Consider the following 21,189-nt stretch of genomic DNA (forward strand, 5'->3'; position numbering starts at 1 on the left):
ATCGCCTCGCCAACAAGTTGGCTCCTACACAGGAACGCGCTGCCAATTTTTGAACAGGGAGTTTGTGCATGAGCGGGTCAGAAACCAGCACTGCAAAGTCTGAAGTTGTTCTGCTCTCCACCCATAAGAAACTCGCTACACATGAAGTCGGCGTGCACTCGGCCCTTGGCGAGCAGATCGCCAGGCTGCTGGGCGCCAGATTCTCCGGCTTATACGATCCCGCCCTGCATAAAGGCCCGGGGCTGTATTTCATCCCTTCCGACACACTGATCGGCAAAGACGCTGTCGATGCGTTGAATATTCGTTCAGTGCGCGACTTCTTCGGCGGCTTGATCCAGCACCCGTTCATGGCCACCAAGGCGATCTCCCACCCCTTGCTCGATGACGCCACGGCGAAACCGGAAGGTTGGTCGGATAAATTTTTTGAAGACGCCGCTGATTCAGTTCTGCTCGGCTTTACCGTGTTCAATCTCGCCGATGCCCACCGGGCCGGGAAGCGATTGCTCGAAAACGGCCCGGTCAGGGTCAAGCCAGTATTGGCCACCGCTGGACGGGGCCAGATCGTCGCGCAGACTCAGGCAGAACTCGATCAGGCCATCGACGCGCAAGACAGTGCGCAGGTCGAGGAATGGGGCCTGGTGCTTGAAGAGGACCTGCACGACGTCATCACTTACAGCGTCGGGCAGATCCAGGTGGCGGGCATCGTGATCAGCTATCACGGCACCCAAAGCCTGACGCAAGACAACGACGGCGAAACGGTTTATGGAGGGTCGGAACTGTGGCTGGTACGTGGCGACTACGACGAATTGCTCAAACTCGATCTCGACGCGGATGTCAGAAAGTCGGTCAATCAGGCGATGACTTACGAGAAAGCGGCACACGATTGCTTCCCGGACTTCCTCGCGTCAAGGCGCAACTACGACATCGCACATGGCACGAACTCACGCGGGCAGGTGTGCTCCGGCGTGCTCGAGCAGTCCTGGCGAATCGGCGGTGCGAGTCCGGCGGAAGTCCAGGCGCTGGTGGCGTTCGCCGCCGATCCGGGCCTGAACCATATCAGCGTGTCGACCCACGAAATCTACGGCGAAACCACCCTGCCCGCAGACGCTAACGTGCTTTACGAAGGCGATGACCCAGACGTCGGCTTCATCACCAAATTCACACAGGTCCAGCCCTATGACGGTTCGCAGTGAAACCATCGACATCGCCGTCGATGATCAAAGCATTTCCGGCACCATTCTTACGCCGGGCGCCAAATTGCCCGGCATCCTCTTCGTCCACGGTTGGGGCGGCAGTCAGCAGCGGGACTTGGCTCGGGCCAAAAACATCACGGGGCTAGGCTGTGTTTGCCTGACGTTCGATTTGCGTGGCCACGAACGTACTCATGAGATGCGCGCGTCAGTATCCCGTGAACAAAGCATGGCTGACCTCTTGGCCGCGTACGATCGGCTGGCCAGCCACCCCGCTGTGGATAACAACGCAATTGCGGTGATCGGCAGCAGTTATGGCGGCTACCTGGCGACCATTCTGAGCGGTATTCGCCCGGTACGCTGGTTGGCGCTGCGAGTGCCCGCGTTGTACTGGGATGCGGACTGGGACATGCCCAAGCAAGCGCTGGACCGCGACAAGCTGGCGCACTATCGACGCTCCGCCGTAACCGCCGCGGACAATCGGGCGTTGGCTGCTTGCAAGGATTTCAAGGGCGATGTGCTGTTGGTCGAATCAGAAACCGACGATTACGTGCCGCACGCCACCGTGATGAGCTATCGCACGGCGTTCGACATGGCACACTCGCTGACGTATCGGCTGGTAGACGGCGCCGACCATGCGCTGACCAGCGACTCCAGTCAGCACGCGTACACGACGATGCTAACCAACTGGATCAGCGAGATGGTCATTGGCTCGCGGATCGTGGATTACCCGCATTCAGCAGCGTTTACATAAGCGCGGCCCTACGGGGCCCGCAATTCTGTAGGAGCCAACTTGTTGGCGAGGCAGGCACCCCGGCGTATCAAACATGCCCTCTCGCGAACAAGTTCGCTCCTACAGGTCGCGTCACTCTGTTGGAGCGACCTAATCAGACGAACCTCTACTCCACCACCACATCATTGGCCGACAACTCAGTGCGGCTATCAAACCCTGGCGTCAGGATAATCTTGCGGCAGTCTTCTTCTTTCTTGTCGAAGATCCGGTAACCCTCCACCGCCTCTTCGAGTGACATGCGGTGCGTGACAATCGCTTCCGGCGCCAGCGCACCGCTTTCGATGTATTCCAGCAGCTCTGGCAAATAGCGCTGAACGTGCGTCTGGCCCATCTTGAAGGTAAGGCCTTTATCGAACGCGTCACCGAACATGAAGCCGTGAATGAACCCGGCGTATACCCCCGGGACACTGACCGTGCCACCACGACGAACAGCCGCAATGCACTGACGCAAAGCCTTGCCGCTGCTGCCTTCGAGCTTGAGCGTGGCGAGGATGGTTTCAGTGGTGCTGCCCTTGGCTTCGAACCCCACCGCATCGACCACGCCATCCACGCCGCGCATGCCTTTGGTCTGGCGGATGATAGTGTCGGCCGGATCATCGTCTTCGTCGAAATTGATCGGAATGACGCCGTAGGTGAATTGCGCGTAAGCCAATCGATAGGCGTGGTGATCGACCATAAAAATCTGCTCGACCCCGAGCATCTTGGCGCACGCTGCAGCCAGCAGACCCACCGGCCCCGCGCCGTAAATGGCCAGACTCGAGCCCTGACCAACACCCGCGTTGAGAACGGCTTGATAAGCCGTCGGAAGGATGTCTGACAAGAACAAAACCTTCTCATCCGAGAGATTGCCTGGCACTTTGAATGGCCCGACGTTGCCCTTGGGCACACGCACGTATTCCGCCTGCCCGCCCGGAATACCACCGTACAAATGGCTGAAGCCAAACAGTGCAGCTCCGGGTGGAATCGACTTTTTGTTCAGAATCGCCCCACGACCGGTATTGGTTGTTTCACACGCGGCAAAGAGATCCATCTGGCAGAAGAAACAACCACCGCAGGCGATCACAAACGGGATCACCACGCGATCACCCGGCTTGACTGCGGTCACTTGCGGGCCAACTTCTTCGACGATCCCCATGAATTCGTGGCCGAAGATATCGCCATGCTCGGTCGCAGGAATCTTGCCGCGATACAGGTGCAGATCCGAGCCACAGATGGCAGTAGCCGTGACTTTGAGGAGGACGTCATCGGCTTCCTGAATGATCGGGTCGGCGACGGTTTCGACGCGTACGTCGTGGGCACCGTGGTAGGTCAATGCACGCATGAACTTCTCCTTTTTTGGCCTTAGCCAGTAAGCTGCGGCGCGGCGCGTAAGGCTTGCGCCGCCTGTATAAAATAGGGAGGAAGGAACGGGACCGTAAGTTCAGGTACGGGCGACGGGAAGCGGACAGGCGGGAATTTGTAAAACGCGCTTGGCACTGTAGGAGCCAACGTGTTGGCGAGCGATCAAAAATAGTGTGCCGAGCAAAAAGCCTCGCGAATAAATTCGCCCCTACAGAAACGGCGTATCGCGACAACGCGATCAACACCGAGCGCCATTGAGACTAACGCCCACCGTGAGATTCAGGCGATATTGCACAACTGGCTGGCCTTTCGCGCAGCCGATGTTTGGTCATCTGGAGCTGTCATGAATTCTTCTTCCTTGCGCGTCTGCATTGCGGGCGCTGGTGCCATTGGTTGCACGCTGGCGGCGCGCATTGCCCTGAGCGGTCAGCCGGTTAACGTCTTCGCCCGCGGCAAGACCCTCGACGCCCTGCAACGCAACGGCATTCACCTGCACGATTTGGAGGGGCGCCATCACGTCAAGGTCAACGCCAGCGACAGCGCGCAAACCCTCGGCGAGCAGGATGTGGTTTTTCTGTGCACCAAAGCGCCTTCGCTGACCACGCTATTGCCGCAGATTCAGCCGCTGATTGGTCCTGACACGTTGGTGATCCCGATGATCAACGGGGTGCCGTGGTGGTATTTCCACGGCGAAGGCGGCCAGTTTGACGGGGAACGTATTGCCAGCGTCGATCCTGACGGGGTGCTGGAGGAATCGCTGAACCTGAATAACGTCATTGGCTGTGTTGTGTTCATGACCGCGCAGAGCTCGGCGCCCGGCGTGGTCAAAACCCACAACCCCTACCGGATCATCTTCGGTGAACTGAACAATGAACTGACGCCCCGCCTGGAAGAACTCTCGTCGCTGATTTACCGCGCAGGCATTGAAGCCCAAGGCTCGGACAGGATTCGCGATCAGCTGTGGACCAAGATCATTGCCAATCTGACCTCAAACCCGGTGTCGGTGGTGACCGGTGCCACGCTTGAGCAGATCTATGGCCTGCCGGATATGCGCGAACTGGCGCTTGCGACCTTTCACGAAGCGATGGCTGTTGCCTCGGCCTACGACGCGCGACTGAGCATGGAGCCGACGACGTTCATGCAGTTTGGCGCCAGCATGGGCGCTGTGCGCACGTCGATGCTGCAGGACTTCGACAAGGGTTTGCCGCTGGAACTGGCGGCAATTGGCGATGCTGTGTTGGAGATGGCAGCCAAAGTAAACATCCCGATGCCGATCACTCGAAGCATCGTGACCCTGGCCAGGTTTTGCGGTGAGCATCCGCACAAGGATCATGTGCGGCATTGAGCGGCAGGAATTGTAGGAGGGGCAGCCTCGCTCCAACAGAATCCGTGATCGGCGCACATCTGTTGCCGTACCCAAACTCGTGGGAGCGGACCTGTCCGCGAAGGCAGTTTTTCAGGCGATAGATATGTACCGGATGTGACGACGTCTTCGCGGATAGGTCCGCTCCCACAGGTCCAACGCTGTCCTGTAGGAGTGAGCTTGCCCGCGAAGGCGATCAATCAAGTAATCGGCGCTGGGTTGAACAAAGTGATGTCGTTGTGCAAACGATAGTGCTCGGTCCAGGTCTTCTTTTTGCCGCTCGCGACATCCAGATAGAAATGGAACAGCTCCCAACCCAAGTCCTCGATGCTCGCCCGCCCTGTGGCAATCCGCCCGGCGTCGATGTCGATCAGGTCCGGCCAGCGCTGTGCCAGCTCGGTTCGAGTCGACACCTTCACCACCGGCGACATCGCCAGACCATACGGCGTGCCGCGCCCGGTGGTGAACACGTGCAGGTTCATCCCGGCCGCCAGTTGCAGCGTCCCGCAGACAAAATCGCTCGCTGGCGTCGCGCAGAAGATCAGCCCTTTGCGCGTCACACGCTCGCCAGGGCCCAGCACCGCGTTGATCGCGCTGTTACCGGATTTGACGATTGAGCCCAAGGACTTCTCGACAATGTTCGACAGCCCGCCCTTTTTGTTGCCGGGCGTAGTGTTGGCGCTGCGGTCCGCTTCGCCTTTGGCCAGGTAACGGTCGTACCAGTCCATTTCGCGCACCAGCCCTTCGGCGACCTCCATGGTTTCCGCGCGCGAGGTCAGCAAATAGATTGCATCGCGCACTTCGGTCACTTCAGAGAACATCACTGTAGCGCCTGCGCGCAGCAGCAAGTCCGAGGCATAACCCAAAGCCGGGTTGGCGGTGATGCCGGAAAACGCGTCACTGCCGCCGCACTGCATGCCCAGAATCAACTCGGAGGCCGGCACGGTTTCGCGACGACGCTGATCGAGCTTCTTCAAACGGGTCTCGGCCAGCTCTATGATCTGCTCGATCATTTCATTGAAGCCGTGACTGGAATCCTGCAGGCGGTACAGCCACGGATCGGTGAGGTCCACCGAAGCGTCGTCCTCGTGCATGACTTGCCCGGCCTGCAATTTCTCGCAACCCAGACTGATCACCAGCGCTTCGCCGCCCAGGTTCGGGTTGCGCGCCAAGTTGCGCACGGTACGAATCGGGATGTAGGCGTCTTTGGCCGTGATGGCCACGCCGCAGCCGTAGCTGTGGGTGATGGCCACGACGTCATCGACGTTCGGGTATTTGGGCAGCAGCTCTTCGCGGATTCGCTTTACCGCAAAGTCCAGCACGCCAGTCACGCACTGAACCGTGGTGGTAATCCCTAGAATGTTGCGCGTGCCGACCGTGCCGTCAGCATTGCGATAGCCCTCGAAGGTGAAGCCTTCCAGCGCTTCACCCCTCACCGGCACCGCATCGGACATTGGCAGACTGTCCAGTGGCGGCGCCGACGGCATGCGCAATTGATCTTCCTTGACCCAACTGCCCTTCGGAATCGGTTGCAGCGCGTAGCCGATGGTGTGGCCATAACGAATGATCGGCTCACCTTCGGCAATGTCCACGGTGTTGACCTTGTGGCTCTGCGGAACGTTATCGATGGTTACCAGACCGTTATCGAATTCTGTCCCCGCCGGAACGCCTTGGTCATTGACCACGACGACGACGTTATCAAGCGCGTGCAAGCGGATGTAACGCGGCGAGTCGGCATGTTGGATCAAGTTCATCACGGTTTTTCCTCAGAGTTTCGCTTGAGAAAGATCGGCTTCACTGGCCGGTAGGACACCCTTCGATGGGGTTTCCTTGAGTTCTACACGTTTGATTTCACCGACGATGAAGACGTAGCTGATCACCGCCACCAGCGCGTTGGCGCCGACGAACACCAAGGCCCATTTGAACGAACCGGTGGTGCTGATGATGTACCCAATCACGATCGGGGTGGTGATCGATGCGATGTTGCCGAACATGTTGAACAGGCCGCCGCTCAAGCCGGCAATCTGTTTTGGCGAAGCGTCGGACATCACCGCCCAACCCAGCGCGCCCACGCCTTTGCCGAAGAACGCCAAAGCCATGAAGCCGACGACGACCCATTCGATATCGACGTAGTTACAGGTCACGATGGAAGTCGAGAGCAGCAGACCGCCGATGATTGGCGCCTTGCGGGCGAAGGTCAGCGAGTGGCCTTTGCGCAGCAGGTAGTCGGAAATCACCCCGCCCAGTACACCGCCGATGAAGCCGCAGATCGCAGGCAACGAAGCAATGAAACCGGCCTTGAGAATGGTCATGCCGCGTTCTTGAACCAGGTACACCGGGAACCAGGTCAGGAAGAAGTAGGTGATGCCGTTGATGCAGTACTGCGCCAGGTAAATGCCGAGCATCATGCGGTTGGTCAGCAGCTGACGCACGTAGTCCCATTTCGGGCCGCTGGCCGAGCCTTTGCCCTTGTCCTGATCCATGTCGACCATGCCGCCGTTGTTGGCAATGTGGTCGAACTCTTCCTTGTTGATTTTCGGGTGGTTACGCGGGCTGTGGATAACTTTCAGCCAGATCAGCGAGAAGATGATGCCGATGCTGCCCATGACCACGAACACATGCTGCCAGCCGAAGGTGTAGACGATCCAGCCCATGATCGGGGCGAACAGAACGGTGGCGAAGTACTGCGCCGAGTTGAAGATCGCCGAAGCAGTCCCGCGCTCGGAGGTCGGGAACCAGGCCGCGACGATGCGAGCGTTGCCAGGAAAGGAAGGTGCCTCTGCCAGGCCCACCATGAAGCGCAGGGCGAAAAGCAGGAAGATCGCAGTGGAGAGACCGAACTCACCGACATAGCCTTGCAGCACGGTGAACAGCGACCAGGTGAAAATGCTCAGTGCGTAGACTTTCTTGGAGCCGTAGCGGTCAAGCAGCCAGCCGCCAGGAATCTGACCAGCCACATAGGCCCAACCGAACGCGGAGAAGATAAAACCGAGGGTGACGGCGTCGATGCCGAGACTTTTTTGCAGGCTGGAGCCCGCGATTGCGATGGTTGCACGGTCGGCATAGTTAATCGTTGTCACCAGAAACAGCATGAGCAAGATCAAATACCGGACGTGAGTCGGCTTGGTTTTCAGCATGTCAGGAACTCCCACTAATTATTTTTTTGTGCGGGTTAACGATCTTATGTGTGTGTTTGCTACTCGCCGCTGCCCCTTAGCTCAGCTGCGATTGATGCGGTGAAACGCGACAGCCCGACGGCAAAAAACCGCTGATTGCTCAGCGGTTCTTGATCAGGTGCGTGCCGTTTATTGCGCGCCCTGCTTGTCCATCAGTGCAGCGAGCATTTCGTACTCTTCTGCAGTCAGGTCGGTCAATGGAGTACGAACCGGGCCTGCGTCGTAGCCAGCGATTTTCGCGCCTGCTTTGACGATGCTGACGGCGTAACCGGATTTGCGGTTACGGATGTCCAGGTAAGGCAGGAAGAAATCGTCGATCAGCTTGCCGACGGTTTCGTGATCGTCGCGAGCGATGGCGTGGTAGAAATCCATCGCCATTTTTGGCAGGAAGTTAAACACGGCCGAGGAGTAAACCGGCACGCCCAGCGCCTTGTAAGCCGCGGCGTAGACTTCTGCGGTTGGCAAACCGCCCAGGTAAGAGAAGCGATCGCCCAGACGGCGACGGATCGACACCATCAGTTCGATATCGCCCAGACCGTCTTTGTAACCGATCAGGTTCGGGCAACGCTCGGCCAGACGCTCCAGCAGCGGAGCGGTCAGGCGGCTGACGTTACGGTTGTAGACGACAACGCCGATCTTGACCGATTTGCAGACAGCTTCAACGTGAGCGGCAACGCCGTCCTGGCTGGCTTCAGTCAGGTAGTGCGGCAGCAGCAGCAGGCCTTTGGCGCCCAGACGCTCGGCTTCCTGAGCGTATTCGATTGCTTGACGGGTCGAGCCACCGACACCGGCCAGGATTGGCACGCTGTGTTCGCAGGTATCGACGGCAGTCTTGATGACTTCGGAGTATTCGCTGGCGGCGAGGGAGAAAAACTCACCAGTACCACCGGCTGCGAACAAAGCAGTGGCGCCGTACGGGGCGAGCCACTCCAGACGTTTGATGTAGCCAGCGCGGTGGAAATCGCCCTGGGCATTGAAATCGGTAACCGGGAAGGACAACAGACCGGCAGAGAGGACGGACTTCAGTTCTTGTGGATTCATTATTCGAACACCCTGGGACAATTTTTGTGGATTTTGTGGATGAAGCATCAGTCCTGCGCTGATGTCGTAAGTCATCGTACAACTGTAATCGGGAGGACTCAATAGGGGGTCGAGAAATTTAATGTTGGGGGGATGGGTGGTGCAGAGAGATGAGTCTGGGACTGCTCGATTGCTTCTACCCGGAGGGCGTAGGAGCTTGGCTTGCCAGCGATCGGCCGGGAACCGGTCGTAATTCAGTTACTTTTGTTTGCCAGACGGACCGCGTCACAGCCGCCGCGGCTTCCTATTGCTCTTACAGACTGATGCAAAATCCTGTTGGAGCGAGGCTTGCCCGCGAAGCAGACGGCGCGGTATGTCAGGCGAACCGCGGTGCCAACTTCGCGGGCAAGCCTCGCTCCAACATTTACCGTACAAGCGCTTCAGGCGTGGCTATTCAAGCCCGCTGAGACTCGGCCTCTTCGTGAGCATGACGCAACCGTTCGCGGCTGTTGGTCAGGTGCAGGCGCATCGCGGCGCGGGCGGCGTCGGAGTCCTGGCGGGCGATGGCGTCGTAGATTTCTTCGTGTTCGCGGCTCAGTCGACCCATGTAGTGCTGATGGTCATCGTGAGCGATGCGCGCGGAATTCAGACGGGTGCGAGGAATGATGCTGGTGCCCAGGTGATTCATGATGTCGGTGAAGTAACGATTGCCAGTCGACAGCGCAATCGCCATGTGGAACTGAAAATCAGGTCCGACTGAATCGCTGGCATGGGACACGCCTTCGTTCAACGCATCCAGTGCAGCGCGCATGTCGGCCAGTTGCTCAGCGGAACGACGCTGCGCCGCCAGCCCTGCCGATTCCACTTCCAGACTGATGCGCAGTTCGAGAATCGCCAGCACATCGCGCAACGTGACAATGGTCGCAGGATCAATGCGAAAGCCGCTAGGGCTTGGCGTATCCAGCACGAAAGTGCCGATGCCATGACGGGTTTCAACCAAGCCCGACGCCTGCAACCGGGAAATCGCTTCACGCACAACAGTGCGGCTAACGCCCTGCTCTTCCATGATTGCCGATTCGGTGGGCAACTTGTCGCCGCGCTTCAACAGGCCACTGCGAATGCGCTCGGACAGCTCAGTCACCAACTCTTGGGCCAGGCTGCGGTGCTTTCGGCGGGCGCGAGGCGGAGCACTCTGATTTTCCATATCCAACATGCGTCTCTAAATACGGTGAAAGGCTAATCATAGCTCACCGGGTTGTACGATCACACCCGGCGAGCTGATTAGCCAAAAGGGTTGTCCAGACAGCGTCGCGCTAAACCACCGGCTCTGGCAACGGCTGCTCCCGCAGCTGGCCCGAGTCGATGCGCAGATGACGGCCGTGGAAGCGTTTCAGGCTGCTGCGATGACCGATGCTCAACAGCGTCAAGCCCGGCAGCTCATCAAGTAGAGCTTGGTAAAGCGCCGCTTCATCCTCCTCATCCATTGCCGACGTTGCTTCATCCAGATACAGCCATTGCGGCGCATACAACAGCGCGCGCGCGAAGGCTACACGTTGCTGCTCGCCGGGCGAGAGCATGCGTTGCCAGTGATTGCTCTCGTCCAGACGCGGGATCAAATGGCTGAGACGACAGGTCTCGAGAATCTCGGCGAAACGCTCAGCCGGGTACACTTCCGGCAGTTGTGGATAACTCAACGCTTCACGCAATGTGCCAATCGGCAGATAAGGTTTCTGCGGCAGGAACAATGAACGCTGAGCAGGTAACTTTACCGCCCCATGACCATCGAGCCACAACCCACCCATCGCTCGCAGCAAGGTACTTTTGCCGCTGCCGGAACGGCCGCTGAGCATGACTTTCTCGCCAGCGGCAATGTTTACGTTTGCGTTGGTGAGCAACTGACGGCCACCGGCCAGGGACAGGTCCAGGCCTTCCAGGCGCAGTGCATTCTGCTCATGGCTGACATTGATGGCCGGTACGCGGGCCTCGTTCTGATCCATGGCCTGACGAAAGCTCAGCAGACGATCACAAGTCGCGCGCCAAGAAGCCAACGACGCGTACGCATCGATAAACCAGCTGAAATTCTCCTGCACATTGCCGAACGCCGAGTTGATCTGCATCAACTCGCCCAACTCGATTTTGCCCGCGAAGTAACGCGGCGCCGCGACGACGAACGCAAAGATGATGGCGATCTGTGAGTAGCCGGCGGTGAAGAACGTCAGGCGTTTCTGCACCTTCATGATCGTCCAGAAGTTGCTCCAGACCATGCCGAAGCGACTGCTCAGACGCTCGTTCTCGTTGGCCTCGCCGTCGGACAGCGCAATGCTTTCGGCGTTTTCACGCACGCGCACCAACGAAAATCGCATGTCGGCTTCGTAGCGTTGCTGCTGGTTGCTGAGAATGATCAGGCGTTTGCCGATCAAATGCGTCAGCACACTGCCGACGGCCGCGTAAACCAGGGCAGCCCAGAACATGTAGCCAGGAATGGTGATGCCGAACAGCTCGATGCTGCCGGACACGCCCCACAAAATGACCGAAAACGACACCAGACTGACCACCGTGCGCAACAATCCGAGGCTCAGGCTAAGGGTGTCGGAGGTGAAGTTATTGAGGTCTTCGGACAGACGTTGGTCAGGGTTATCGGTGTAACCGCCCTGCTCCAGCCGGTAGTAATTTTTGTGCGCGAGCCACTTGGCAAAGTGTTGCTCGGTCAGCCAGCGACGCCAGCGAATGGTCAGCATCTGGGTGAGGTAAAGGCGATACACCGCGCCGAGGATGGCGATGGCGGCAATCCCGCAGAAATACAGAATCAGATGGGTGAAGGCAGCGAGGTCTTTGTTCTGCAGCGCATTATAGAAGTCGCGATACCAGCTGTTGACCAGCACCGAGATGAATACGCTGAACAACGACAGGATGATGACGGCGATCAGGAGAACCCACGCCATGCCTTTTTCTTCGCTGCGCCAATAGGGCGTGACGAGCTTCCAGACGCGGGAAAAAAACTTCCCTGACACGGTGTCGTTGACCGTGGACTCTTGGGCATTGAAATTCATGGTTAAGGCTCAGTGGCAGGTATTTAGTAGCGTCTTCTCAATGTGCCAGACGCCACCCACGATCTTCCATGAATAAAGTTTTAACTCCTCAGCGACGCACCGGGCGCTTTTGCAGCTTGCGTTGCAGGGTGCGGCGGTGCATGCCCAGCGCGCGCGCCGTGGCAGAAATGTTGCCTTCGTGCTCGGTCAATACGCGCTGAATGTGTTCCCACTGCAGGCGGTCCACGGACATCGGGTTTTCCGGCACCAGGGTGTCGAGGTCTGCGTGCTCGGACAGCAACGCCGCCAGCACGTCATCGGCGTCGGCCGGCTTGCACAAGTAGTTGCAGGCGCCGCGCTTGATGGCTTCGACCGCCGTGGCGATGCTCGAATAACCGGTCAGTATCAGGACACGCATTTCCGGGTCCAGTTCCAGTAGCTTGGGCAACAGCACCAGCCCCGAGTCGCCTTCCATTTTCAGGTCAACGGCCGCGTAGTCCGGGATATCGGCCTGAGCCAGGGTCAGGCCTTCTTCGGCTGAACCTGCGGTACTGACGCGAAAACCGCGTCTGGCCATCGCACGTGCCATCACGCGGGTGAAGGTGGCGTCATCGTCGACCAGCAACAAATGCGGCAGCTCTTCGCCTTCAACCTGGATTTCGTCAGTCATGCTTCATCTCCTCGTGCGTCACGGGGCAGGCGCAGCTCAGTGAGCGTGCCGCCTTCCTCGTGAGGATAGAGTTTCACCGAGCCGCCCGCGCGGGTGACACTGGCTTTGCTCAAGAACAGGCCCAGGCCGAAGCCTTTGCCCTTCGTTGTAAAAAAGGGTTTACCGATTTGTTCAGCGACCGCCAGTGGTACGCCAGGGCCATGATCCCGAATACTGATGCAGATCTCGTGATCGCCCCAGTCCAGATTGACTTCAAGCCCTTCGGCACAGGCATCGGCGGCGTTGTTCAACAGGTTCAGCAGGGCCTGGGTCAGGTCGGGCGGCGGCGCGATCATCGGTAGCTCGCCCTGCCCCAGCCGTTGGAAACGATAGCTGGCTTCGGGACGCATCAGGTGCCAGCGGTTGAGCGCCTGATCCAGCCAATGACTGACAGTCTGTTCCTGCACGGCCAGGCGGCGATTGGCTTCAGCCGCACGCACCAGTTGTTGCAGGGTTTCCTTACACAATTTGACCTGGTCTTGCAGAATCGACAGGTCCTCCTGCAGCGCCGGGTCGTGGTGGTCCTGACGCATTTCCTTGAGCAGCACGCTCATGGTGGCCAGCGGCGTGCCCAGTTCATGCGCAGCGCCAGCGGCTTCGGTTGCCACGGCGAGCAACTGCTGATCGCGAGCGCCCTCTTCCCGGCGCAAGGCGCGCATCTGTTCTTGACGACGCAGTTCCTCGGCCATGCGCGCGGCAAAGAAGGTGATCACGCCCGCCGCCAGCGCAAAACTCAGCCACATGCCGTAAATCTGCAACTTCTCGCGCGACGCCGCGAATGCTGCCAGCGGGTAAAACTGCGCCAGCATCAGGGTGTACAGGGCCAGGGCGATACCGGACAGGATCAGCGAATAGCGCCACGGCAACGTCACCGCAGCGATGGTCAGCGGCACCAGATAATAAGAAACGAACGGGTTGGTCGAACCGCCGGAAAAGAACAGCAGCGCGCTGTGGATAAACAGATCGAACGCCAGCTGTACGGCGTATTCAAGCTCGGTCACCGGCCATGAGGTGCGCAGGCGCAGGGCCGTCAGCAAACAGACGATGCCCGATATGCCAAGCGTGACGTCCAGTTGTAGCCAAGGCAGCGGCAGCAGATCGAACAGGTAAGCAAACCCGACGGAGCCGGCCTGCGCGGCCAATACCAGCACACGGACGAAGGTCAGCCGCCAGAGGTTTTGGCGGGTGGCGGAAAGCATTTGGACGGGGGCGAGCATGAGCTCTCCTGATGAGCGCTCCAGGCGTATCGGAGCGAGTATAACCAATGACAGCAGCAATACAGCGTTAGTGCGTCAAAGCGCCACATGTGCTGGTTCGACTTCACACGGGATATGGATCTGTAGGAGCGAATTCATTCGCGAAGTATCAGGTCGGGCCAAACATGTGCAACGGATGTTTCGTCTTCTCGCGAATGAATTCGCTCCTACAGGGCTGGCAGGGCCATCGCGTGCAGGAACAAGACCCCAGGATCACAGTCTCATGGGCATCCGTGCGGCGAGCCATCGTCCACGGTTCACACAACAAGGAGTTTATATGTTCATCCGTCGCCCTCTTGCCACCCTCGTTGCTGTCGGCACCGCAGCGCTCGCCAGCCTCCCTGCTTTGGCCGATGACGTTCATTACAACCAGGTTTCGGTGCGCGCCGAGGTCAATCAAGACGTCCAGCGTGACCTGATGATGGTCACGTTCTACAGCGAATCCCAGAATGCCGATCCTGCCAAACTGGCCGCAGAAATCACCGAAAATCTCAACAAGGCGTTGGGTCAGGCGCGCGAGGTCAAGGACGTCACCATCCGCCAGGGCAATCGCAACAGCTACCCGGTCTATGACGACAAGGGCCAGAAAATCACCGGTTGGCGCGAACGTGCCGAGCTTCGCCTGGAAAGCGCCGACTTCGCCGCACTGTCCAAGCTGACCGGCGAGTTGCTGAGCACCGAGATGAAGATGGGCGGCATGGATTTCTCGATTTCCAAGCCCGCGCGCAAAGCCAGCGAAGACACCCTGCTCAAGGACGCCGTCGCTGCCTTCAAAACCCGCGCGCAACTGGTCACTGATGCGCTCGGCGGCAGCAGCTACAAACTGGTCAACCTGAACCTCAACACCTCTGGCTATCCACAACCGTATGCACGCGCGCCGGTCATGATGATGAAAGCAGCCCGCAGCGACGGCGCTCCAGCGCCAGACGTCGAAGCCGGGACCGCCGAAGTCAGCGTCACGGCTGATGGCGTGATCGAAGTCGCGATACCTTGACGTCAGGCAGCGGCAGCCTTGGGCTGCCGCTATTTCGCTCCTGCGCATCCCTTCTTTACGCACTACTCAGTTGTACATGCTCCATGTGCCGGTTCCGTTCTCCTACGGGCCGGAGTGATCTTCCCGATTTGCTTTCCCCTGACAGTCCATAAAATGAACGGCGCACCCGCTCACCTCCTGAGCGCAATGGCGCACTCGCCCTGATGACAGGGCGTGTTCATTTCACGGGATCACGGAAGAATCCATCATGTCCTTCAAAGCGACAGCCATAAAACATATCGACCTCTCTGACCAGCGGCTTCACAGCAACCTGGCACTGGACCTATTGACCCAAGTGGCAGGTCAGCTAACGACCGAGCAGTTTTCAGCAGCCTTGTCGACGGTCTACGGCAGCGATATTCCTGCACACACGTATCACGCGCTGCAGCAGCGTTTGCTCGCGCACCAGATAGAGAGCCCGAAAATCATCCTCACCGAGGCCTTGGGATACGAGGCGGACTACGACAACCGTGAGCGAATTGTCCGTATTGACCGGGGATTTTTCAGACGCATCGAGCAAGGACTGGACACCTCCTGGCTTCTGGATGCCCTAATGCACGAGTTTGGTCATCACATCGACAATATTCTGCGCCACGACCTCAGCGATCGAGATGCCGAGGGCAACCCGGTGCTGGCCTCAGACGCCAAGGGCGAGGAAGGCCAGCGTTTTTCGCGTTGGATGGCACTGCGCGGTGAACCCGATGCAAACGAGGTGACCATCGTTACCTGCTTCAGCGGTTATCAGGACAAGAGCCAAGAAATAACCGTTCAATGGAAAGCCGCAGCGGAACAAATCCAGGCGCGTTATAACGACGCCCGTGGCAACAACGACGTTATCCATACCGATCCAGATCGTGAAGCGTTTGAAGCAGGGCACGAAGACGATCACCAAATGACGCATCGACGGATCGAAGCCGTATTAAGCACCCATGGATTTGACCGCGACGAGATCGAAGCGGTGTACTTCGGCAACTGGCTGCGTGACTACTCGCAACTGCTCGATCCGAAAATCGTACGTGCCACAAATATGCCGAAAGACTTTCCGGACGTCCTGTCCCGGAATGCCCTTACGCGAATCGTCGATGTCCTGGCGGTGAAGCGCTTCCGGTGGAGGCGCAACTTTGCACAACACTTCACCGTGACACCGGCAATGCTTGGGGTTTACCGCCCGAGTGAACATATCGACAACCCGAAGGTGACTGACGCGAACGCGTTTGACCCCACCACCCGCGATCCGGACTTCGAGCCGCTGGTGCAGGAATCAAACCCGTTACTGGGAATTGACTACGACACTTCGATGAAGCGCTACATCGAGCGATCGGTGGCGTTCATGCAGGCTGAACTGACAATTGCGATGAAGGAGAAGCGTACCTTCGCCGGCATGCGTGCGTTCGGGTCTGCGCTGCATGTACTCGAAGACTTCTTTGCTCACTCCAATTTCGTCGAGCTGAGCCTGATCAAAAACGGCCACTCCGAGGTCGTGCCATGGACGTCCCCAGCGCCGTGCAAGGCTGGCTTGCCGCTGGTCACCGGCATGTTTGGCGCCACCGATGTACTCGCAAGCGTGGCCGGGCCGCTGGGTGAGATTCTGTTTTCGACCGAAGACGTCACGTACAAACCGATCAAAGCGGGTGATCGCAGTCCGCGGGAGCAAGTGCTGCTGATCCTGCTTGAAGAGCATCACAACCCGAGCTACCTGCACACCTTCAATACCTTTCTGACAACGCGTGACGAATGGCTCGACCTGCCGTTTGTAGAGTTCCTGCAAAGGTCGGCGCTCTACCTGCAGGGTTTGTCTGCCGTCGTCGGCAATGCGGTCGGCATCGTCATGAAAGACATGCTCACGCACCTGGGCGAGAACGTCGATGACTGGCAAACCCGTTACGGACAAGACCCTCATCTGAACGGCTCGACCGATCCGACTCATTCGCAACTTGCCAAGGACCATGCCGAACACCCGTTGCATGTGCTGGCTGGATCACTGGCGACCAGCGCCGTGAGCGACGTAGCCAAGGCGATGGTCGACTACTGGAGCGGCGACACCAGCGCAGACCCCATTGCCATAGCAACGGCGTATTTCAAACATCCTCAGGACAGCCATTGGCAAGACGATCAAGTCGTCGCGTGGGCCGCTGCCAATCCTGCCGAGTTACGCCGAAGCCAATCGAAAACCGAACTCGCCGAAATAAGCAAAACACTTGCCCATTCAGGGAGCAACGCGCTGGAGCAGATGCGCAAAGACAGCGTTGCCTATCTGATGTTTTTACGCGGTGAGTTTCTGGATAAGGATTCACCGTTGTGGTTTCTCCACAGCCTGACGCCCTTTGGGTATCTATCGAGGAAAGTGCTCGAATACCTGAAACTCATCTAAGCCACGCTCTCCCGCTCTTGTAGGAAAACTCAGCAGTGCAGCAATCTTCGCGGTCTATGATCAGTCAACGATCAACGACGGCAGGATTGCCGCACGATTCTTTTGAGATAAGGGCGAGGTTTCCATGGGCAAGACGTTTCAACCCCTACTGCTCACCGCAGCCATGCTGGCTTGCACACCGATGGTCCAGGCGGCGAGCACTCTGGTCTATTGCTCTGAAGCGAGCCCCGCAGGTTTCGATCCGAGCCAATACACCAGCGGTACCGATTTCGATGCATCGGCAGAAACGGTATTCAACCGGCTGACCCAGTTCAAGCGCGGTGGCACGGAAGTCGAGCCCGGGCTCGCGACAAAGTGGGACGTCTCCAGCGATGGCCTGACCTACACCTTTCACCTGCGCCCCGGCGTGAAATTCCATACCACTGACTACTTCAAGCCGACCCGAGACTTCAACGCCGATGACGTGTTGTTCACGTTCAATCGCCTGCTCAAGGCTGATGACCCATTTCGCAAGGCCTACCCTTCCGAGTCTCCGTACTTCACCGATATGGGGATGAACACCACGATCAAGAGCGTCGAGAAGGTCGATGACCAGACTGTGAAGTTCAGCCTGAACAATATTGACGCGGCGTTCATTCAAAACCTGGCCATGAGCTTTGCCTCCATTCAGTCGGCTGAATACGGCGCGCAGTTGCTCAAGGAAGGTAAAGCTGCGGACATCAACCAAAAGCCCATCGGCACCGGGCCGTTTGTGTTCAAGCGCTATCAAAAGGATTCGCAGATTCGCTACACCGGCAATACGGCTTACTGGAAGCCAGAAGATGTGAAGATCGACACCTTGATCTTCTCGATCACCAGCGACGCGGCCGTGCGCCTGCAGAAGCTCAAGACCAATGAGTGCCAGATCAGCGGCTATCCACGCCCGCAAGACATCGAAGAAGCGCAGAAAGACCCGAACCTCAAAGTGCTGAGCCAAGCCGGATTCAACCTGGGGTTTTTGGCCTACAACGTGACGCATCCGCCGCTGGACCAACTGAAAGTACGTCAGGCGCTGGACATGGCGATCGACAAGCCAGCGATCATCAAGGCGGTTTACCAGAGCGCTGGCCAATTGGCGCAGAACGCCCTGCCGCCGGATCAGTGGAGCTATGACCCGAACATTAAGGACGCGCCCCACGATCCTGAAAAAGCCAAACAGCTGTTGAAGGAAGCAGGCGTCGCACCGGGCACGCAGATCAACCTTTGGGCAATGACCGTGCAGCGAGCGTCCAACCCGAATGCGCGAATGTCGGCGCAGATGATTCAAGCGGACTGGGCCAAAATCGGCATTAAGGCCAACATCGTCAGCTACGAATGGGGCGAGTACATCAAACGCGCCAAGGCGGGCGAACACGATGCGATGATCTACGGCTGGACCGGCGATAACGGCGACCCGGACAACTGGCTCGGCGTGCTCTACAGCTGCGCGGCGGTCAAGGGCAGCAACTACGCCAAATGGTGCAATCCCAGCTACGACAAGCTGGTGACACAGGCAAAACTGACCAGTAATCGCGATGAGCGGATCAAGCTCTATCAACAGGCGCAGAACATTCTGAAGAATGACGTGCCCATCACGCCGATCGCCAATTCCAAGGTTTTCCAGCCGATGCGCAAGGAAGTCCAAGACTTCAAGCTCAGTCCGTTTGGCCTGACACCCTTCTACGGCGTCAGCCTGAGCAAATAGCTCAAAAGGTGTTTTAGGGGTAACAACTGCGTACCAATCGGGTGCATTCGTCACGTTTGCCTGCGCCCGCTTGGTGCGTGAAAGATATCGATATGCGACACGCAAACGTTCAACTGCGTCAGAAATTATACTTTTGCGACATTCGTGTACGTTCGTGCCACTCTTTGACACTTCATTGGCGTCAGCGTCTTGCTTTGGGTATGACGCCTGCATAAGTATCCGCAGGAATGACCCACGAGGTCGTTCCCTCTATTAAAAAATGACAACAACTGAGGCCACCATGCTCAAAAAAGCGGTCATTCCGTTTCTACTCAGCGCAGGTTTGATCGCCAGCGCTCCCTTCGCTCAAGCAGCATCGAACCTGGTGTTCTGCTCCGAAGGCAGCCCAGCCGGCTTTGACCCAGGTCAATACACCACCGGTACCGACTTTGACGCCTCCGCGGAAACCATTTTTAACCGTTTGAGCCAATTTGAACGTGGCGGCACCGCTGTCATTCCAGGCCTGGCCACCAGCTGGGACGTCACTCCAGACGGCCTGACCTACACCTTCCATCTGCGCGAAGGTGTCAAGTTCCACACCACGCCTTACTTCAAACCAACGCGTACCTTCAATGCCGATGACGTGCTGTTCACGTTCAATCGCATGATCAACAAGGACGACCCGTTCCGTAAGGCGTACCCAACCGAATTCCCTTACTTCACCGACATGGCGATGGACACCAACATCACCAAGATCGAGAAGGTTGACGCCAACACGGTCAAGATGACCTTGGGCACTGTCGACGCGGCATTTATTCAGAACCTGGCCATGAGCTTTGCGTCCATTCAGTCCGCTGAATACGCAGCGCAGTTGCTCAAAGAAGGCAAGGCCGCCGACATCAACCAGAAGCCAGTCGGCACTGGTCCGTTCGTGTTCAAGAGCTACCAGAAAGACTCCAACATCCGCTTTACCGGGAACAAGGACTACTGGAAGCCTGAAGACGTCAAAGTCGACAACCTGATTTTCGCGATCACAACCGACGCATCGGTTCGTGCGCAGAAGCTGAAAAAAGGCGAATGCCAGATTACCGCTTACCCACGTCCAGCCGACCTTGCACCACTCAAGGCCGACGCTGCACTGAAGATGCCTGATCAGGCAGGCTTCAACCTGGGCTACATCGCTTACAACACGATGGACAAGATCAAGGGCGACGACAAGCCAAACCCATTGTCACAGCTGAAAGTGCGTCAGGCACTGGACATGGCTGTAGACAAGAAAGCCATCATCGACGCGGTGTATCAGGGTGCAGGTCAACTGGCGGTCAACGCCATGCCGCCGACCCAATGGTCCTATGACACCACGATCAAAGATGCGCCATACGACGTCGCCAAGGCCAAGGAACTGCTCAAAGAAGCAGGCGTGAAAGATGGCACCGAAATCACCCTGTGGGCGATGCCGGTTCAGCGTCCTTACAACCCTAACGCCAAGTTGATGGCCGAGATGCTCCAGAACGACTGGAAGAAGATCGGCATCAACGCCAAGATCGTTTCCTACGAGTGGGGCGAGTACATTAAGCGCGCCAAAGCGGGTGAAAACGGCGCGATGCTGATTGGCTGGAGCGGCGATAACGGTGACCCGGACAACTGGCTCGGCACCCTGTTTGGCTGTGATGCTGTCAACGGCAACAACTTTGCCAAATGGTGTGACAAGCCGTTCGACACTCTGATTCACCAGGCTAAAGAAACCACCGATCAGGCCAAGCGCACCGAACTGTACAAACAGGCGCAACACCTGCTCAAAGACGCAGTACCTATGACCCCAATTGCTCACTCGACTGTCTATCAGCCGATGCGCAAGGAAGTTCAGGACTTCAAGATCAGCCCATTCGGTCTGAACTCGTTCTACGGCGTTAGCGTCAGCGGCAAGTAATCGATCAGAAATCAACTCACGGTCGCGTCACCTTCGGGTGATGCGGCTGTGACGTTTTGTGGGAAATCGATTTGTCGCAAAGGTCCCTATCATTAGTTTGCAGGTCAAATAAAGCCATTGCCTACTAATGATATGCACTTTTCCTACATACAGTGCAGTGCCTAGAACTCTTTACTGTACGGCGTGACGGACATAACTTCGTCAACGCCCGTGCTTTGTGTTTTCGTTTATGAACGCCCGAGTCCGGAATACCAAGTTTCGTTTGCGCAAACAGTT

The 21,189-nt window shown here is 57.8% G+C and carries 15 protein-coding genes; 7 read left to right on the plus strand and 8 right to left on the minus strand.

Going from position 1 to position 21,189, the window contains the following annotated elements:
• Window positions 1–68 precede the first annotated feature (68 nt).
• Window positions 69–1,193, plus strand: coding sequence for a DUF3182 family protein (locus tag ACWKWM_RS25560; RefSeq protein ID WP_483848780.1), 1,125 nt, complete (start codon window positions 69–71; stop codon window positions 1,191–1,193).
• The gene (locus ACWKWM_RS25565; protein ID WP_483848781.1) at window positions 1,177–1,944 is read left to right on the plus strand and encodes an alpha/beta hydrolase family protein; all 768 of its coding nucleotides are present in this window, start codon (window positions 1,177–1,179) and stop codon (window positions 1,942–1,944) included. The genes ACWKWM_RS25560 and ACWKWM_RS25565 overlap by 17 nt, the downstream gene beginning before the upstream one ends.
• A gap of 145 nt (window positions 1,945–2,089) precedes the next feature.
• Here the strand turns inward: ACWKWM_RS25565 and ACWKWM_RS25570 are convergent, their stop codons facing one another.
• Window positions 2,090–3,304 carry a zinc-dependent alcohol dehydrogenase gene (locus tag ACWKWM_RS25570; protein ID WP_483848782.1) on the minus strand — a complete coding sequence of 405 codons (1,215 nt, stop codon included), beginning with the start codon at window positions 3,302–3,304 and terminating at the stop codon, window positions 2,090–2,092.
• A 363-nt stretch (window positions 3,305–3,667) separates the two neighbouring features.
• On the opposite strand from ACWKWM_RS25570, the gene ACWKWM_RS25575 reads away from it, so the two are divergent.
• Complete coding sequence (locus ACWKWM_RS25575) at window positions 3,668–4,669, plus strand: ketopantoate reductase family protein (protein WP_483848783.1); 1,002 nt, start codon at window positions 3,668–3,670, stop codon at window positions 4,667–4,669.
• A gap of 218 nt (window positions 4,670–4,887) precedes the next feature.
• Here ACWKWM_RS25575 and garD read toward each other — a convergent pair whose 3' ends face one another.
• From garD to ACWKWM_RS25610, 7 genes are all read right to left on the minus strand, one after another.
• Complete coding sequence (gene garD / locus ACWKWM_RS25580; protein ID WP_483848784.1) at window positions 4,888–6,441, minus strand: galactarate dehydratase; 1,554 nt, start codon at window positions 6,439–6,441, stop codon at window positions 4,888–4,890.
• Between the two features lie 12 nt (window positions 6,442–6,453).
• Complete coding sequence (locus ACWKWM_RS25585) at window positions 6,454–7,824, minus strand: MFS transporter (RefSeq protein ID WP_483848785.1); 1,371 nt, start codon at window positions 7,822–7,824, stop codon at window positions 6,454–6,456.
• A 168-nt stretch (window positions 7,825–7,992) separates the two neighbouring features.
• The gene (gene kdgD / locus ACWKWM_RS25590; RefSeq protein ID WP_483848786.1) at window positions 7,993–8,904 is read right to left on the minus strand and encodes a 5-dehydro-4-deoxyglucarate dehydratase; all 912 of its coding nucleotides are present in this window, start codon (window positions 8,902–8,904) and stop codon (window positions 7,993–7,995) included.
• A 433-nt stretch (window positions 8,905–9,337) separates the two neighbouring features.
• On the minus strand, window positions 9,338–10,087 hold the full coding sequence (locus ACWKWM_RS25595; protein WP_483848834.1) for a FadR/GntR family transcriptional regulator: 750 nt from the start codon (window positions 10,085–10,087) through the stop codon (window positions 9,338–9,340).
• Window positions 10,088–10,196: 109 nt separating this feature from the next.
• Window positions 10,197–11,933, minus strand: coding sequence for an ABC transporter ATP-binding protein/permease (locus ACWKWM_RS25600; RefSeq protein ID WP_483848787.1), 1,737 nt, complete (start codon window positions 11,931–11,933; stop codon window positions 10,197–10,199).
• 88 nt (window positions 11,934–12,021) lie between these two features.
• Window positions 12,022–12,582 (minus strand): response regulator transcription factor, encoded by a 561-nt coding sequence (locus ACWKWM_RS25605; RefSeq protein WP_483834099.1) that lies wholly within the window; start codon window positions 12,580–12,582, stop codon window positions 12,022–12,024.
• Window positions 12,579–13,838, minus strand: coding sequence for an ATP-binding protein (locus tag ACWKWM_RS25610; RefSeq protein WP_483848788.1), 1,260 nt, complete (start codon window positions 13,836–13,838; stop codon window positions 12,579–12,581). The genes ACWKWM_RS25605 and ACWKWM_RS25610 overlap by 4 nt, the downstream gene beginning before the upstream one ends.
• Window positions 13,839–14,154: 316 nt before the next feature.
• Here ACWKWM_RS25610 and ACWKWM_RS25615 point away from each other — a divergent pair, with 316 nt between their 5' ends.
• The 4 genes from ACWKWM_RS25615 (at window position 14,155) to ACWKWM_RS25630 (ending at window position 20,913) form a co-directional block, all read left to right on the plus strand.
• Window positions 14,155–14,871, plus strand: a complete 717-nt coding sequence (locus tag ACWKWM_RS25615) for an SIMPL domain-containing protein (protein ID WP_483848789.1) — start codon at window positions 14,155–14,157, stop codon at window positions 14,869–14,871.
• A gap of 247 nt (window positions 14,872–15,118) precedes the next feature.
• On the plus strand, window positions 15,119–17,281 hold the full coding sequence (locus ACWKWM_RS25620) for an HET-C-related protein (RefSeq protein ID WP_483848790.1): 2,163 nt from the start codon (window positions 15,119–15,121) through the stop codon (window positions 17,279–17,281).
• Window positions 17,282–17,405: 124 nt separating this feature from the next.
• Window positions 17,406–19,004 carry an ABC transporter substrate-binding protein gene (locus tag ACWKWM_RS25625; RefSeq protein ID WP_483848791.1) on the plus strand — a complete coding sequence of 533 codons (1,599 nt, stop codon included), beginning with the start codon at window positions 17,406–17,408 and terminating at the stop codon, window positions 19,002–19,004.
• A 280-nt stretch (window positions 19,005–19,284) separates the two neighbouring features.
• Window positions 19,285–20,913 (plus strand): ABC transporter substrate-binding protein, encoded by a 1,629-nt coding sequence (locus ACWKWM_RS25630; RefSeq protein ID WP_483848792.1) that lies wholly within the window; start codon window positions 19,285–19,287, stop codon window positions 20,911–20,913.
• Window positions 20,914–21,189 lie beyond the last annotated feature (276 nt).

The sequence above is a fragment of the Pseudomonas rosaeacicularis genome (assembly GCF_057128745.1).

What these genes read in the sequence shown, in the direction of transcription:
- ACWKWM_RS25615 (WP_483848789.1), top strand. Translation starts at nt 14,155, where the DNA reads ATGTTCATCCGTCGCCCTCTTGCCACCCTCGTTGCTGTCGGCACCGCA.
- ACWKWM_RS25600 (WP_483848787.1), bottom strand. Translation starts at nt 11,933, where the DNA reads ATGAATTTCAATGCCCAAGAGTCCACGGTCAACGACACCGTGTCAGGG.
- ACWKWM_RS25625 (WP_483848791.1), top strand. Translation starts at nt 17,406, where the DNA reads ATGGGCAAGACGTTTCAACCCCTACTGCTCACCGCAGCCATGCTGGCT.
- ACWKWM_RS25575 (WP_483848783.1), top strand. Translation starts at nt 3,668, where the DNA reads ATGAATTCTTCTTCCTTGCGCGTCTGCATTGCGGGCGCTGGTGCCATT.
- garD (WP_483848784.1), bottom strand. Translation starts at nt 6,441, where the DNA reads ATGAACTTGATCCAACATGCCGACTCGCCGCGTTACATCCGCTTGCAC.
- ACWKWM_RS25595 (WP_483848834.1), bottom strand. Translation starts at nt 10,087, where the DNA reads ATGGAAAATCAGAGTGCTCCGCCTCGCGCCCGCCGAAAGCACCGCAGC.
- ACWKWM_RS25585 (WP_483848785.1), bottom strand. Translation starts at nt 7,824, where the DNA reads ATGCTGAAAACCAAGCCGACTCACGTCCGGTATTTGATCTTGCTCATG.
- ACWKWM_RS25560 (WP_483848780.1), top strand. Translation starts at nt 69, where the DNA reads ATGAGCGGGTCAGAAACCAGCACTGCAAAGTCTGAAGTTGTTCTGCTC.
- ACWKWM_RS25630 (WP_483848792.1), top strand. Translation starts at nt 19,285, where the DNA reads ATGCTCAAAAAAGCGGTCATTCCGTTTCTACTCAGCGCAGGTTTGATC.
- ACWKWM_RS25570 (WP_483848782.1), bottom strand. Translation starts at nt 3,304, where the DNA reads ATGCGTGCATTGACCTACCACGGTGCCCACGACGTACGCGTCGAAACC.
- kdgD (WP_483848786.1), bottom strand. Translation starts at nt 8,904, where the DNA reads ATGAATCCACAAGAACTGAAGTCCGTCCTCTCTGCCGGTCTGTTGTCC.
- ACWKWM_RS25620 (WP_483848790.1), top strand. Translation starts at nt 15,119, where the DNA reads ATGTCCTTCAAAGCGACAGCCATAAAACATATCGACCTCTCTGACCAG.
- ACWKWM_RS25605 (WP_483834099.1), bottom strand. Translation starts at nt 12,582, where the DNA reads ATGACTGACGAAATCCAGGTTGAAGGCGAAGAGCTGCCGCATTTGTTG.
- ACWKWM_RS25565 (WP_483848781.1), top strand. Translation starts at nt 1,177, where the DNA reads ATGACGGTTCGCAGTGAAACCATCGACATCGCCGTCGATGATCAAAGC.
- ACWKWM_RS25610 (WP_483848788.1), bottom strand. Translation starts at nt 13,838, where the DNA reads ATGCTCGCCCCCGTCCAAATGCTTTCCGCCACCCGCCAAAACCTCTGG.